This is a genomic window from Rhodococcoides kyotonense, assembly GCF_900188125.1.
Classification (GTDB): Bacteria; Actinomycetota; Actinomycetes; order Mycobacteriales; family Mycobacteriaceae; genus Rhodococcoides; species Rhodococcoides kyotonense.
This window is the reverse complement of record NZ_FZOW01000019.1, coordinates 60,009-72,677: the sequence shown is the minus strand read 5'-3', so window position 1 is coordinate 72,677 and position 12,669 is coordinate 60,009. Positions and strand designations below refer to the sequence as shown.

Genomic DNA, 12,669 nt, shown 5'->3' with positions numbered 1-12,669 from the left:
CCGCACCCCCGCTATCCACCCGGTTTGCGTTCCGGGGGCACGTTCGTTGTATTCTTTTCAGCGCAACGGAGAGAGCATGATTCTTCGACAAGCACCCGGCAGATTGCCCGAGCGGCCAATGGGAGCGGACTGTAAATCCGTCGGCTTATGCCTACGTAGGTTCGAATCCTACATCTGCCACCCGAAGGGACCCCAGCGAGTTCGTCTCGCTGGGGTTTCTCCGTGAAGAGGAACCGCAGCGAACGCGCTGACCACGCAATTTGGTAGTCGGCGCTGGAACTGTGTAACCTCTTGAAGGCTTCGGCGCACGGGAAACCGTGCGCAGGAGAGTAGCTTGCGGAACGACCAGGATTCGCAGGCAACGCCCCCTTAGCTCAGTCGGTAGAGCGTTTCCATGGTAAGGAAAAGGTCAACGGTTCGATTCCGTTAGGGGGCTCGCTGGATTGGATGGTTCGCCCAGGCAATTTCTTCGACGAGGAACCCCTCGAAGATGAGAAGGTGTAGGGGTGAGCAACCTGAGGCGGTGTAGCTCAGTTGGTAGAGCAAACGACTCATAATCGTTGCGTCGCCGGTTCAAGTCCGGTCACCGCTACACAAGAAAAATGCACAGTCCTGATTCACCGGATCAGAGTTACCTGAAAGTAGGCGTCCAGTGGCCTCCTCCACCGATGTGCGGCCCAAGATCACCTTGGCCTGCGAGGTTTGCAAGCACCGCAACTACATCACGAAGAAGAACCGTCGTAACGATCCCGACCGCATCGAGCTGAAGAAGTTCTGCTCCAACTGCGGAACGCATCGCGCGCACCGCGAGTCTCGCTAGTCGAGTTTCTCGGCCGCTGGTTCTCGTTCGAAGTCGACGCCGCGCGTTAGGCTAACTTCTTTCGCCCTAACGGATCTTGCGTCCTGGGTAGAAAAGGTTCGAATTTCGCGTGTCTGATACTGATTTCATCGTGACCGCGACGGCGCAACCTCTTGCGCCGTCGCCGGATTCCGATTCACCGCAGGACCCCGCCGCACATGCCGCGACGATGGTCGGACACCACTACAAGGTGGACCACCCGTACGAGGTAGGCCGGGAGAAAGTGCGTGAGTACGCGCGTGCAGTCCAGGACTGGCACCCTGCTCATCACGACGAAGAAGCCGCGAAAAGCTTCGGCTACGACGGCCTTATCGCTCCGCTGACCTTCATCTCCCTCGTCGGCATCATCGCGCAATCGCGGATGTTCAAGGAGTTCATCACCGGGTACGACCCGAGTCAGATCCTCCAGACGGACCAGCGGTTGCAATTCCACAAGCCCATCCAGGTCGGCGACGAGCTGACGTGCGAGGTCTTTCTCGAGTCGTTCCGTCAGATGAGTGGCAGCGACATCATCACGACGAAGAACATCGTGACCGATCAGAACGGCGAGCTGGTGCAGACCACGTGGACCACGTTGGTCGCACGGACCGGCGGAGAAGTCGACGAGAACATCGCCCACGCAGTCAAGGAAGTGATCATGCATGGCGCTTCGTAGTTTCGCGGACGTATCGGTCGGCGACGAGCTCCCCGAGCGCGTCGTCAAGCTCACTCGTGGCGATCTGGTCAACTACGCCGGCGTGTCCGGTGATCCCAACCCGATCCATTGGAGCGACGAGGTCGTCAAGCTCGCCGGACTGGACAACGTCATCGCGCACGGCATGCTGACGATGGGCCTCGGTGCAGGCTTCGTCACCTCGTGGCTCGGCGATCCCGGTGCTGTCACCGAGTACAACGTCCGTTTCACCAGCTCGGTCTACGTACCTGCGGATTCCGCGGCGTCGGTCGAGTACACCGGCAAGGTCAAGTCGGTGGATCCGGAGTCGAAGTCGGCGGTCATCGCGATCACGGCCAAGTCCGAGGGCAAGAAGATCTTCGGTCGCGCCACGGCGACCGTCCGCCTGGCCTGACCTGCTGGTTTCAAAGTTCCATAGCCTGTGCAGTACACTGAGATTTCTGGGGTAATTCAGCGCTGCGCGCTGCCTAGGCTCTTTTCTTGAAGAGTGCTTCGGGTAGCGCGTATGTTGTGTGACCGCAGGACGGTCGGATCCACTTGAGGATCGGACCGAAGGGGCGTAGCTCAATTGGTAGAGCAACGGTCTCCAAAACCGTAGGTTGCAGGTTCAAGTCCTGTCGCCCCTGCCCATGTTGTACATCCCTCGCCCCGGCGAGGGTGTACGGCAATTTCGGCTACTGAGAGGAACGACGGTGAGCGAGGAGCGCGGTAAGCGCGACGAGACGTCGGAAGATGTCTCCACGTCGGACTCGTCGACGTCCGACAACGCTGCGTCCCCCACCGACGATGCAGCCGGTGCCGCTACGAGCACCGGCGGTAACGACGCACCGGCCAGGCCGACCGGTAAACGGACGACTCGGCGCACACGCGCCGTCTCCATCGAGAAGACGCCGGCTGCCGCGTCGGCCACCAAGGTTGCCTCTCGTTCCGAGAAGCCGCGCGAGCCGAAGCGTATGAACGTCTTCAAGCGTCTGCGCAGGTTCTTCCGCGAGGTAGTCGCCGAGCTCCGCAAGGTCATCTGGCCGAATCGCAAGCAGATGGTCACCTACACCAGCGTCGTGCTCGTGTTCGTGGCCTTCATGGTCGCGTTCATCAGCGGCTTGGATCTGGCGTTCATCAAGGGTGTCGGCTGGCTGTTCGGCTGACCGAGAGAACGAAGATGACCGAATCGAGCACGAAACGACAGAAAGGGTGCCTGCTGTGAGCACGCCGCACAACGACGCCACCGAAGTGGCCGCATTCGACGCCGATGTCGAGGCGACCAAACAGGGCCTCGAGGCGGAGCAGGCCGCTCAGGACCGCGAGACCGACGAGGCCATCGCCGATGCCGTCGCAGAACAAACTGCGGACGAAGACGCTGCCGATGACGACGTGACCGAAGAAGCCGTCGCCGAGACCGAAGAGGTCGAGGCTGTGGAGGTCGAAGATCCCGTCGCTGAGCTGAAGGCCGCGCTGAGACGCGCCCCCGGCGACTGGTACGTCATCCACTCCTACGCCGGGTACGAGAACAAGGTGAAAGCCAACCTCGAGACCCGCGTTCAGAACCTCGACGTCGGCGACTACATCTTCCAGGTCGAGGTCCCGACCGAAGAGGTCACCGAGATCAAGAACGGCCAGCGCAAGCAGGTCAACCGCAAGGTACTGCCGGGATACATCCTGGTCCGCATGGATCTGAACGACGAGTCGTGGGGCGCAGTGCGCAACACACCCGGCGTCACCGGATTCGTCGGCGCCACGTCACGCCCGTCGCCGCTGACGATCAACGAGGTCGTCAAGTTCTTGATGCCGCAGCCCGGCGAGAAGAAGGACGCCAAGGCTGCAAGTGCAGGCACCGATGCCACCGCAACGGAGAGCACCGCGAAGCCCACCATCGAGGTCGACTTCGAGGTCGGCGAGTCGGTCACCGTCATGGACGGGCCGTTCGCAACCCTTCCGGCGAGCATCAGCGAAGTCAACGCAGAGCAGCAGAAGCTCAAGGTGCTGGTGTCGATCTTCGGCCGTGAAACTCCGGTCGAGCTCGGCTTCACGCAGGTCGCGAAGATCTAGCGAGCCGAACAACAGAAACTTGCAGTAGTAACCGCAAGAAACCCGAGCGAATACAAGGAAAACGAAATGCCCCCGAAGAAGAAGAAGCTAGCCGGGATCATCAAGCTTCAGATCCAGGCAGGACAGGCCAACCCTGCTCCTCCCGTCGGCCCCGCATTGGGTCAGCACGGCGTCAACATCATGGAGTTCTGCAAGGCGTACAACGCAGCGACCGAGTCGCAGCGCGGAAACGTCGTGCCGGTGGAGATCTCGGTCTACGAAGACCGGACCTTCGACTTCAAGCTGAAGACCCCTCCGGCTGCCAAGCTGCTGCTCAAGGCTGCAGGCGTCGCCAAGGGCTCCGGCGAGCCGCACAAGACCAAGGTCGCCAAGGTGACCATGGATCAGGTGCGCGAAATCGCCAAGACCAAGGCAGAAGACCTCAACGCCAACGACATCGATCAGGCCGCGAAGATCATCGCCGGAACTGCTCGCTCGATGGGCATCACGGTCGAAGGCTGATCCTCAGCTCCCGTACGACCTCCGTGGTAGGGCCGGCCAGGCCCGCGAACCACACTGAACTCACGATTGGACAGTAAGACATGGCAAAGCGCAGCAAGGCTTACCTCGAGCAGGCCGCAAAGGTCGATGCAGACAACCTGTACTCGCCCCTGCAGGCAGCTAAGTTGGCCAAGGACACCGCGTCGAGCAAGTTCGACGCAACCGTCGAGGTCGCCGTTCGTCTCGGCGTCGATCCTCGCAAGGCAGACCAGATGGTGCGCGGCACCGTCAACCTTCCCCACGGCACCGGCAAGACCGCTCGGGTCATCGTTTTCGCCGCTGGTGAGAAGGCTGCAGAAGCCGAAGCAGCAGGAGCCGACGTCGTCGGCGCCGAGGATCTGATCGAGCGCATCCAGGGCGGATTCCTGGACTTCGACGCAGCGATCGCCACCCCGGACCAGATGGCCAAGGTTGGCCGCATCGCCCGTGTCCTCGGACCGCGTGGCCTGATGCCGAACCCGAAGACGGGCACCGTCACCAACGATGTGACCAAGGCCGTCAACGACATCAAGGGCGGAAAGATCAACTTCCGCGTCGACAAGCAGGCCAACCTGCACTTCGTCATCGGCAAGGCATCGTTCGACGACGCCAAGCTGGTGGAGAACTACGGCGCCGCTCTCGACGAGATCCTGCGTGCGAAGCCGTCGTCGGCCAAGGGCCGTTACGTCAAGAAGGTCACCGTCTCGACGACGACCGGACCTGGCATCCAGGTCGACCCGAACCGCACTCGCAACCTCCTCGAGGACGACGCAGAGGCGTAAGCACTCAGATCGGACGAAGCCGGCCCCCACCTCGGGGGTCGGCTTTCGTCGTGTTCGGGGGGTGGGGTGGTGGTGGCCCGGAGCGAGGGTGACATTCGGTCACTCAGAGTGAGCGAGGGCGGCATTCGGTCACCTGGGGGTGGGCCTGGTCACCATCCAGGACGCCCGAGGATCGGTACGACGAGGAAGCTCGGCTCGTCGGCGTCGAGCACGATGTCCTGTCTGCACCCCCTGGTGCGCAACAGGTCGGGGAGTATCGGCATGAAACGTGGTGCGTCCGTTGCGAAGACGTCGACCCGGAGCCTGTGGCCTTCGTCGACGCGAGCCTCGGTGGTCAGCAGGTCGATGTCGAGCGTCAGAGTTTCGCCGACGGGTACGGGGAGCAGCGATTCCTTGCTCAGGGGGTGGTACGGCCTCGTGTAGTCGCCGTTCGGCGCGAACAGTGAGAGCTCGTCGTCGACGGCTCGTCTTGACGTCAGCAGCGCGCCGTTGGTCAGAACCGTCGGCCGCCCGGACGGGTCGACGTCGCACACCATGACCGCCCACAGTGCCTCCGGAGCATGGCAGCGGACGCGAAGGTGCAGGTTCATCGGACCCGACAACACCGTGTCCTCGTGCGCCGCGCCGGTGGTGAACGTCAGCGCGCCCTTCTCGGCGAATCGGTTGTCATAGGTGAATCCACCCCCGAGCGCGGCGGGAACACCAGCGAGGACCTGCGTGGTGTCGCGGGAGATCACGGATCGCAGGGTCGGTCGGACGGAGAAGTCACCGCTGCTGCGGTCGTGAGTTCCGAGCAGGCTTCCGTCGGCAACGGCGTGCGGTGCTGTGCCCGACGACGCAGCCGACAGATAGAGACGCGTCGGGAGCGCGTGTGGTGCGGGGAACCTACCGTGTGCGGTCCAGTCGCCGCCCTGCTGACGCAGGGTGACGGGACCGAAGTGCTCGATTCCGTTGTTCTCGTCGCGAAGCCACCGATCGAACCATGCCCGTTCGAGGACATCGAGTCGCGGCGGGAATCCATGTCCACCGAAACCGATTCCGGGGTTGCCGTGGTAGCCGTCGCCGACTAGGAGTTGCTTGCGCCCGCGTTCGAGCGGCAGTCGGTTGTAGATGTCGGGTGCAGAGCCGCCGAAGATGTCGTGCCAGCAGCCGTACAGGAATGTCGGGACGTCGATGTCCTCGATGACGGGATCCCGGGCGTCGTAGTAGGCGTCGTCGTAGATTCGTGGGTCGCCGCCGGTCAGGAAGCCCTTGGCGAGATCGAGCATGTTGGTCGCGGGGGAGCGGAGTCGATCGGACAGCCAGGTGGTGGCATCGAGATTCCGTAGTGACGGCGTCCACTTGAGTCCGTTGACAGTGGCGAGCCACAGGGGGATGAACAACGACGGGGCGCCGCCAGTCGCGAAGATCTCACGGACGATGTCGACGGACCCCTCGACCGCGAAGATCGCCTCGAGGCCGTCGGGACGCTTGGATGCCGCCTGTAGTGCGTTGATGGCCGAATAGGAGATGCCCGTCATCCCGACTCTGCCGTTGCACCAGGCCTGGGAGGTGATCCAGTCGACGACCTCGATGGAGTCCGACTGTTCGCGATCGCCCAGGATGTCCCACTTGCCTGCCGACGAGCCCGTGCCTCTGGCGTCGACGATGATCTGGACGTACCCACTGCGGATGAGATGGCGATTGACTGCCAACAGATCCGCGGCGCCGCCGTCGACGATTCGGGTGAGCTCGGTGATCCCGTCGAACGGGGTGTCGGTGAGGTCGAATCTGCGCGAGAAGCTGCGGATCGCTCGGCCGAGGACGGGCGTTCCGAGCACCGCGTCGATGCCGGTGATGAGCTTCTTGTTGTACGGCGTGATGTTCAGAACCGCAGGCAGTTCGACCGGGACGGCACGACCGGACGCGTCGGCGGGACGCAGTACGTCGGCGCGCAGCACGGTCCCGTCGCTCATCGTGACAGGAACGTTCTTCAGTCTGGCGATCTGCGGAAATACGGGCGGAGCCTCGACGAGTCTGCGCCATGCTTCGGCGATGTCGCCGCCGCTGGGGTCGCGGACGTGGTCCGGAACAGGGAGCCCCGGACGGAGCAGGGGGCGTGGCTGCGCTGCCGTCATACACTTGATTGAACCTTCGAAGTGCGTGGTTTGTCCTGCGGTGACGGTTTATTGACCCCAGCTGACAGCCGTCGACGGCACTTTTCGTGGGCATTCACATGCCGATCAGGTGCGTGGCACCGCGGCCGCGGCCAGCACGGAACCGTCGGACGCGCGGATCTCGATACCGCTGACGTTCTCTCGCAGGACGGCGGCGTTCATCCGGCAGTCGATGGTGACGGAACTACCGAGGAACGTGCCCGACGCCCGAGCCGCACCGGACTGTTCCAGCACGAACACCTCGTAGGCGCCCCGGTCCGGTACACCCTCCATTTCGAGAACGGTTTCGGTGCCCCACGTGTGCGCGACGAGACCTCCCTCGATGTCGATGCCCGACGGCACTCCCGTGAACGCGATTTCCTCGAACGCGCCGAGTGTTCCCGGCGGTCCGGTGACCGGTCTGTCCGTTGCGGCGCCGATTCCGAGAACGGACGCGGCTCCCACGGCGATGCCCGCGACGGAGGCGGCGGCAGCCCAGAGGAAAGGGCGCCCGCCGGTGCGTCGAGTGGTCGTGTCCGGGCCGAGCACTCGTTCGCGAAGAGAATCGGACGGGCCGACCTCGGCCCAGGGGAGCGACACGGACGCGTCGGACATCCGGGCCGCGACGCGGCGATACTGGTCGATCTCGGTGTCGACGGTGGGATCCGCTGCCGCCATCGCGCGTAGCTCCGCGCGTTCGGCGTCGGTGAGGTCGTCGGCGACGGCGGCGGCGATCAATTCGGCGCGACGACCTGCGTCTGCGCTCATCCTTCCTCCTGGCTTTCGAAGTGGCCCCGCAGAATTCGCAGTGCGTAGTAGGACCGCGTGCGCAGAGTGCCCGCAGGCACACCCGTCGATTGTGCGAGCTCGGCGTAGGTCGCGCCGGCGAGGTGGACGGCGACGACGACCTGACGGTGTTCGGGAGACAACAACGCGAGGGCTTCGGCCACACGCATCTTCTCGACCGTGTCCGAGGCGGAGTCGCGGTTGCCGTGTATGTCGTCGTCGACCTGGTTCGACGCGATCGTCGGCATCCGTGCGAGCGAGCGCTGCACGTCGATGATCACGTTGCGTTCGATGGCGAACAGCCACGTTCTGAGTGGGCCGCGCGCGGGATCGAAACCTTCGCGTGCCCGCCATGCTCGAAGGAACGTCTCCTGGACGCAGTCCTCGGCAAGAGCCCTGTCGCGCAGCAGGTTCACTGCGAAACCGAGCATGGACGACGCGTGTTGGTCGAAGGCGGTCGGCAGATCGAAGTCACCGACACGAGCGGCTTCGCGACGTCGGCGCCGAAAGTCCAGCGTGATCACACTCCCACCTCGGCCCCGGCAGGGCTCGTCGGCCCACTGTGCTTCGCTCACGGAAGTGGATACGTCCGCGGTCACGAATCCGTTCGATTCGGAAATTCTTTACTTCCGCTTGAACATTACCGATGTCGTCGACGTATCACCTTCGACGGGCGCATCGGCCCGACGTCGACGGAAGGTTTCTCGCCATGACCACAGCACGATCGATCGCACTCGCCGGAGGGGCTGTCGCCGCGGCATCCATCATGGTTCTCGGCGCGGCCCCGGCCAGCGCAGAGACACCGGTCGAGCCCCCGGCCACCTTCACCAGCGCGTTCACCGCCATGGCCACCCCGGATCAGGTCTTGAACGGCGACGGCGCACCGACGCCGGGGCAATCGGGGGCCACCGGAAGCTTCACGTTCCGGATCAACTCCGACCTCGACATCATCTGCTACGACATCGAACTCGACGGTGTCACCGGCGATTACATGAGTCCGGCCAAGACAGCGACGCACATTCACCAAGCCGCGTCGGGAGAGGCAGGACCGCCACGACTGGCGTTCGAGAACCCGACACCGATCGGCGACGGCCCGCGAACCTCCAGCGGGTGTATTCAAGGTCCCTTCACCACCGGGCTCGCACCGGACGGGACGGACACCGGCACAGGATTCAGCCTGACCGAGATCGAGGCGAACCCGGCAGGGTTCGCGGCGGACACACACACTGTCGACTTCTCGGCCGGCGCGGTGCGTGGGCAGTTGACCCCGATCCCCGTCGGTGGCGTCGCGACCGGCGGTGGCGGATCGGCGATCTCGACGGCACCGGTCGTCGCAGGTGCATCGGTCTTCGGCGTCGCTGCGCTCCTCGGCGCTGCCGTGGTCGTACGGCGACGGAACGGCGCATCGTCCTGATCGTGCGTCGGTTCACGGGTGCTCTGCTGATGGTCGTGGTGGTACCGACGGCAGCGTGTGCGCCGTCGGTACCACCGACATCGGAATCGACGTCGTCTGCGCAGCCCGCAGTGCATACGACGACCGGGATCCCGGTTCCGGAACGTGTCGCCATCCAGGCGATCGGACTCGACGAACCACTGGTCGAGCTGGGGCTCCTCACCGACGGCCAGATGGAGGTGCCGTCGGACTACGACGATGTGGGCTGGTTCGCCGGAGGTGGACGGCCAGGCGGCCACGGCCCGAGTGTCCTTGCAGGACATGTCGACTCGACAACGGGCCCAGCGGTATTCGACGGATTACGACGCCTGTCCTGGGGAGATGTCGTGGCGATCACGAGCGCTGCAGGGGAGGAGGCGCACTATCGTGTGACGTCGACCGGTGAGTTCTCCAAGGACGACTTTCCGACGGTCGACGTGTTCGGCGCGACAGCCGCCGATACTGTTCGCCTGATCACCTGTTCGGGCGATTTCGATGCCGCGGTGGGTAGCTACGATCGGAATTACGTAGTCTTCGGTGAGCGCATCTGACTCGTTTTGGAGAAGCAGCCCAGCTCGAGGTAGTGTTGCCGACGGTTCTGATGCAGTCATGAAGTATGAATGCACTGGATCCACCCAATCGAGTTCTACCCAAGACCGTTGGTCACCGCCTTCTCTCAGGGAATGCGGTTGAAGGTCCGAGATGCTTCGGACGGCCCACGCAGGAGGACGAGGTCAGGGACCTGTTCGACGGCTTTGTTCGCAGTGCCGCCTTCATGTCTACGCCCCGTGTGCTTCTTGCGCCGGGGCGTTCGTCGTTTCTACAGGACCTCTCGCGATCGACATTACTTCCCACGAGAGGAGGCGAAGTATGGCAAAGCCCGAAAAGGTCTCGGCAGTTTCCGAGATCACCGAACAGTTCAAGGGTTCGACGGCTGCCGTCGTCACGGAATACCGTGGCCTGTCGGTATCCGGTCTGACTCAGCTCCGGCGTGCGCTCGGCGAAGGTGCCACGTACTCCGTCGCCAAGAACACCCTGGTCAAGCGCGCTGCTGCCGAAGCCGGCATCACTGGGCTGGACGAGTTGTTCGTCGGACCGACCGCCATTGCATTCATCAAGGGCGAGCCGGTCGACGCTGCGAAGGCCATCAAGGCGTTCGCAAAGGACAACAAGGCCTTGGTCGTCAAGGGCGGCTACATGGACGGCGCAACGCTGTCCGTGGACGAGATCAACAAGATCGCGGACCTCGAGTCCCGCGAGATCTTGCTGGCAAAGCTCGCAGGTGCCATGAAGGGCAACCTGTCGAAGGCTGCTGGTCTGTTCAACGCTCCGGCGTCGCAGGTTGCACGTCTGGCTCAGGCGTTGGCGGACAAGAAGGCCACCGAAGCACCGGCAGCTGCTGCTGCCGAAGCACCGGCAGAAGCAGAAGCTCCCGCCGAAAGCTGATCCGCACTCATCAGCGAACAGCTACACACCACCAACTGTGTCGCGGATCAGCGACTCGGTACTAAAGGAAGGACCGCCACCATGGCGAAGCTCAGCACCGAAGAATTGCTCGACCAGTTCAAGGAGCTCACCCTCCTCGAGCTCAGCGAGTTCGTGAAGGCATTCGAGGAGACCTTCGAGGTCACCGCAGCTGCTCCCGTCGCAGTCGCAGCAGCCGGCGCAGCCGGTGCTCCGGCTGAGGCTGCCGAAGAGCAGGACGAGTTCGACGTCGTCCTCGAGTCGGCCGGCGACAAGAAGATCCAGGTCATCAAGGTCGTCCGTGAGGTCGTTTCCGGCCTCGGCCTGAAGGAAGCCAAGGACCTCGTCGAGAGCGCTCCGAAGGCCATCCTGGAGAAGGTCGCCAAGGACGCAGCCGAGGCTGCCAAGGAGAAGCTGGAAGCAGCCGGCGCGAAGATCTCCGTCAAGTAGTTCTCGCCGGGCCGATCACGGTCCGACGGTTTCAACGAGAGAAGGCCACCTCCCATCAGGGAGGTGGCCTTCTTTTTTTGTCGGTACCTCTGTCGTAGGTGTCCGCGGTTGTTGCTGCGGAGATGCCGGTGCCGCAATAGTCTGTGGTCTGTCACAGCGCCGTGGCGTTGGGTTTTGTCACAAATCGGGCGAGTCGCCCGCGTGTTGCAGTGACATGGGCCACACTGATCAATGGACGGCAGCCCGCGTCGGGGATTTTATTACTGGGCAGTAAGCTCCTGTGTCGGTGCGGACACTCGCGTGCGATAGAGTGACCCAACCCACATCCGGTGATGTGCACGAACTTGGAGGTCAGCGTGGGAGTCGAGGTTTCGGTCGAGGGTCTGACCAAGTCTTTCGGTGTTCAGAAGATTTGGCAGGACGTGTCCCTGACGCTGCCGTCGGGTGAGGTCAGTGCGCTCCTCGGACCGTCCGGCACCGGCAAGTCCGTGTTCCTCAAATCGTTGATCGGCCTGCTGCGTCCGGAGCAGGGCAAGATCTTCATCGATGGAACAGACATCTTGCAGTGTTCGTCGCGTGAGCTGTACGAGATCCGAAAGCTGTTCGGGGTGCTGTTCCAGGACGGCGCGTTGTTCGGGTCGATGAATCTGTACGACAACGTCGCGTTCCCTCTGCGCGAGCACACCAAGAAGTCCGAGTCGGATATTCGCAAGATCGTCATGGAGAAGCTGGAGCTGACCGGTCTGATCGGCGCCGAGGACAAACTGCCCGGTGAGATCTCCGGTGGTATGCGCAAGCGCGCGGGCCTGGCTCGTGCCCTCGTTCTGGACCCCGAGATCATCCTCGTCGACGAGCCGGATTCCGGTCTCGATCCGGTTCGCACCACGTACATCTCGCAGACGTTGATCGACATCAATGCCGAGATCGATGCGACCATTCTCATCGTGTCGCACAACATCAACCTGGCACGCACGGTGCCGGACAACATCGGCATGCTCTTCCGTCGACAGTTGGTCATGTTCGGTCCGCGTGAAGTCCTGCTGACGAGTGAGGAGCCCGTCGTCAAGCAGTTCCTGAACGGCACCATGATCGGGCCGATCGGTATGTCCGAGGAGAAGGACGAGGCGCAGATGGCTCACGAGCAGGCGCTCGTCGACGCCGGTCACCACGCAGGCGGTGTCGAGGACGTCGAAGGCATCGTGCCGCAGATGAAGGCGACGCCCGGAACCCCTGTCCGACAGGCAGTTGCGCGTCGTCAAGAACGAGTCCGACGCATCATGCACACGTTGCCGCACAGTGCTCAGGTCGCCATCCAGGAAGATCTCGATTCGACCAACGCGTCGGAGCAGGTCCCGGCCTACGCCGGACAGGGATACGACGACGGCACCGGCTATCAGCAGGCGGGCTATCAGCAGGCCGGTTACGAGCAGACCGGCTACGAGCAGACCGGGTACGACAACTCGGGTTACGACACCGGATACAGCGATCAGGGCCACGGCTCTTCGCAGGGGCGGGGACAGTGA

The 12,669-nt window shown here is 63.3% G+C and carries 15 protein-coding genes and 4 tRNA genes; 16 read left to right on the top strand and 3 right to left on the bottom strand.

Going from position 1 to position 12,669, the window contains the following annotated elements:
• Positions 1 to 97: 97 nt before the first annotated feature.
• From CHB96_RS24645 to rplA, 11 genes are all read left to right on the top strand, one after another.
• Positions 98 to 180, top strand: a tRNA-Tyr gene (locus CHB96_RS24645).
• Positions 181 to 363: 183 nt separating this feature from the next.
• Positions 364 to 436, top strand: a tRNA-Thr gene (locus CHB96_RS24640).
• 83 nt (positions 437 to 519) lie between these two features.
• Positions 520 to 592, top strand: a tRNA-Met gene (locus CHB96_RS24635).
• A gap of 60 nt (positions 593 to 652) precedes the next feature.
• Positions 653 to 820, top strand: coding sequence for a 50S ribosomal protein L33 (gene rpmG / locus CHB96_RS24630; RefSeq protein WP_027498281.1), 168 nt, complete (start codon positions 653 to 655; stop codon positions 818 to 820).
• A 208-nt stretch (positions 821 to 1,028) separates the two neighbouring features.
• Positions 1,029 to 1,514: a (3R)-hydroxyacyl-ACP dehydratase subunit HadA gene (hadA, locus tag CHB96_RS24625; RefSeq protein ID WP_176444491.1), complete on the top strand. Its 486-nt coding sequence runs from the start codon at positions 1,029 to 1,031 to the stop codon at positions 1,512 to 1,514.
• Positions 1,501 to 1,926, top strand: coding sequence for a (3R)-hydroxyacyl-ACP dehydratase subunit HadB (gene hadB, locus CHB96_RS24620; protein WP_089251265.1), 426 nt, complete (start codon positions 1,501 to 1,503; stop codon positions 1,924 to 1,926). Before hadA ends, hadB begins: the two co-directional genes overlap by 14 nt.
• Positions 1,927 to 2,085: 159 nt before the next feature.
• Positions 2,086 to 2,158: transfer RNA gene (locus tag CHB96_RS24615), tRNA-Trp, on the top strand.
• A 66-nt stretch (positions 2,159 to 2,224) separates the two neighbouring features.
• The gene (gene secE, locus CHB96_RS24610) at positions 2,225 to 2,677 is read left to right on the top strand and encodes a preprotein translocase subunit SecE (protein WP_245866143.1); all 453 of its coding nucleotides are present in this window, start codon (positions 2,225 to 2,227) and stop codon (positions 2,675 to 2,677) included.
• 55 nt (positions 2,678 to 2,732) lie between these two features.
• A complete protein-coding gene (nusG, locus tag CHB96_RS24605) occupies positions 2,733 to 3,578 on the top strand; it encodes a transcription termination/antitermination protein NusG (protein ID WP_089251261.1) in 846 nt (281 codons plus the stop codon).
• Between the two features lie 66 nt (positions 3,579 to 3,644).
• Complete coding sequence (gene rplK, locus CHB96_RS24600; RefSeq protein ID WP_019666431.1) at positions 3,645 to 4,079, top strand: 50S ribosomal protein L11; 435 nt, start codon at positions 3,645 to 3,647, stop codon at positions 4,077 to 4,079.
• A gap of 80 nt (positions 4,080 to 4,159) precedes the next feature.
• Positions 4,160 to 4,879: a 50S ribosomal protein L1 gene (rplA, locus tag CHB96_RS24595; protein ID WP_089251259.1), complete on the top strand. Its 720-nt coding sequence runs from the start codon at positions 4,160 to 4,162 to the stop codon at positions 4,877 to 4,879.
• A 149-nt stretch (positions 4,880 to 5,028) separates the two neighbouring features.
• On the opposite strand, the gene CHB96_RS24590 is transcribed toward rplA, so the two are convergent.
• The 3 genes from CHB96_RS24590 to CHB96_RS24580 all read right to left on the bottom strand — a co-directional run bounded on the left by CHB96_RS24590 (position 5,029) and on the right by CHB96_RS24580 (position 8,324).
• Positions 5,029 to 6,996 (bottom strand): CocE/NonD family hydrolase, encoded by a 1,968-nt coding sequence (locus tag CHB96_RS24590; protein ID WP_089251257.1) that lies wholly within the window; start codon positions 6,994 to 6,996, stop codon positions 5,029 to 5,031.
• Between the two features lie 105 nt (positions 6,997 to 7,101).
• Positions 7,102 to 7,782 (bottom strand): hypothetical protein, encoded by a 681-nt coding sequence (locus CHB96_RS24585; RefSeq protein WP_089251255.1) that lies wholly within the window; start codon positions 7,780 to 7,782, stop codon positions 7,102 to 7,104.
• Positions 7,779 to 8,324 carry a sigma-70 family RNA polymerase sigma factor gene (locus CHB96_RS24580; protein ID WP_245866141.1) on the bottom strand — a complete coding sequence of 182 codons (546 nt, stop codon included), beginning with the start codon at positions 8,322 to 8,324 and terminating at the stop codon, positions 7,779 to 7,781. The genes CHB96_RS24585 and CHB96_RS24580 overlap by 4 nt, the downstream gene beginning before the upstream one ends.
• A 185-nt stretch (positions 8,325 to 8,509) precedes the next feature.
• Here CHB96_RS24580 and CHB96_RS24575 point away from each other — a divergent pair, with 185 nt between their 5' ends.
• The 5 genes from CHB96_RS24575 to CHB96_RS24555 all read left to right on the top strand — a co-directional run bounded on the left by CHB96_RS24575 (position 8,510) and on the right by CHB96_RS24555 (position 12,669).
• Entirely contained in the window at positions 8,510 to 9,214 is a 705-nt protein-coding gene (locus CHB96_RS24575; RefSeq protein WP_089251335.1) for a CHRD domain-containing protein, read from the top strand.
• 2 nt (positions 9,215 to 9,216) lie between these two features.
• Positions 9,217 to 9,783 carry a class F sortase gene (locus CHB96_RS24570; protein WP_245866139.1) on the top strand — a complete coding sequence of 189 codons (567 nt, stop codon included), beginning with the start codon at positions 9,217 to 9,219 and terminating at the stop codon, positions 9,781 to 9,783.
• Positions 9,784 to 10,102: 319 nt separating this feature from the next.
• Positions 10,103 to 10,678 (top strand): 50S ribosomal protein L10, encoded by a 576-nt coding sequence (rplJ, locus tag CHB96_RS24565; RefSeq protein ID WP_089251253.1) that lies wholly within the window; start codon positions 10,103 to 10,105, stop codon positions 10,676 to 10,678.
• An 81-nt stretch (positions 10,679 to 10,759) separates the two neighbouring features.
• Complete coding sequence (gene rplL, locus CHB96_RS24560; protein WP_032380460.1) at positions 10,760 to 11,146, top strand: 50S ribosomal protein L7/L12; 387 nt, start codon at positions 10,760 to 10,762, stop codon at positions 11,144 to 11,146.
• Between the two features lie 356 nt (positions 11,147 to 11,502).
• Positions 11,503 to 12,669, top strand: coding sequence for an ABC transporter ATP-binding protein (locus tag CHB96_RS24555; RefSeq protein ID WP_176444487.1), 1,167 nt, complete (start codon positions 11,503 to 11,505; stop codon positions 12,667 to 12,669).

Coding starts and splice junctions, on each gene's coding strand:
- rplK (WP_019666431.1), top strand. CDS start 3,645: ATGCCCCCGAAGAAGAAGAAGCTAGCCGGGATCATCAAGCTTCAGATC.
- hadB (WP_089251265.1), top strand. CDS start 1,501: ATGGCGCTTCGTAGTTTCGCGGACGTATCGGTCGGCGACGAGCTCCCC.
- CHB96_RS24575 (WP_089251335.1), top strand. CDS start 8,510: ATGACCACAGCACGATCGATCGCACTCGCCGGAGGGGCTGTCGCCGCG.
- hadA (WP_176444491.1), top strand. CDS start 1,029: ATGGTCGGACACCACTACAAGGTGGACCACCCGTACGAGGTAGGCCGG.
- CHB96_RS24590 (WP_089251257.1), bottom strand. CDS start 6,996: ATGACGGCAGCGCAGCCACGCCCCCTGCTCCGTCCGGGGCTCCCTGTT.
- rplA (WP_089251259.1), top strand. CDS start 4,160: ATGGCAAAGCGCAGCAAGGCTTACCTCGAGCAGGCCGCAAAGGTCGAT.
- rplL (WP_032380460.1), top strand. CDS start 10,760: ATGGCGAAGCTCAGCACCGAAGAATTGCTCGACCAGTTCAAGGAGCTC.
- CHB96_RS24585 (WP_089251255.1), bottom strand. CDS start 7,782: ATGAGCGCAGACGCAGGTCGTCGCGCCGAATTGATCGCCGCCGCCGTC.
- rplJ (WP_089251253.1), top strand. CDS start 10,103: ATGGCAAAGCCCGAAAAGGTCTCGGCAGTTTCCGAGATCACCGAACAG.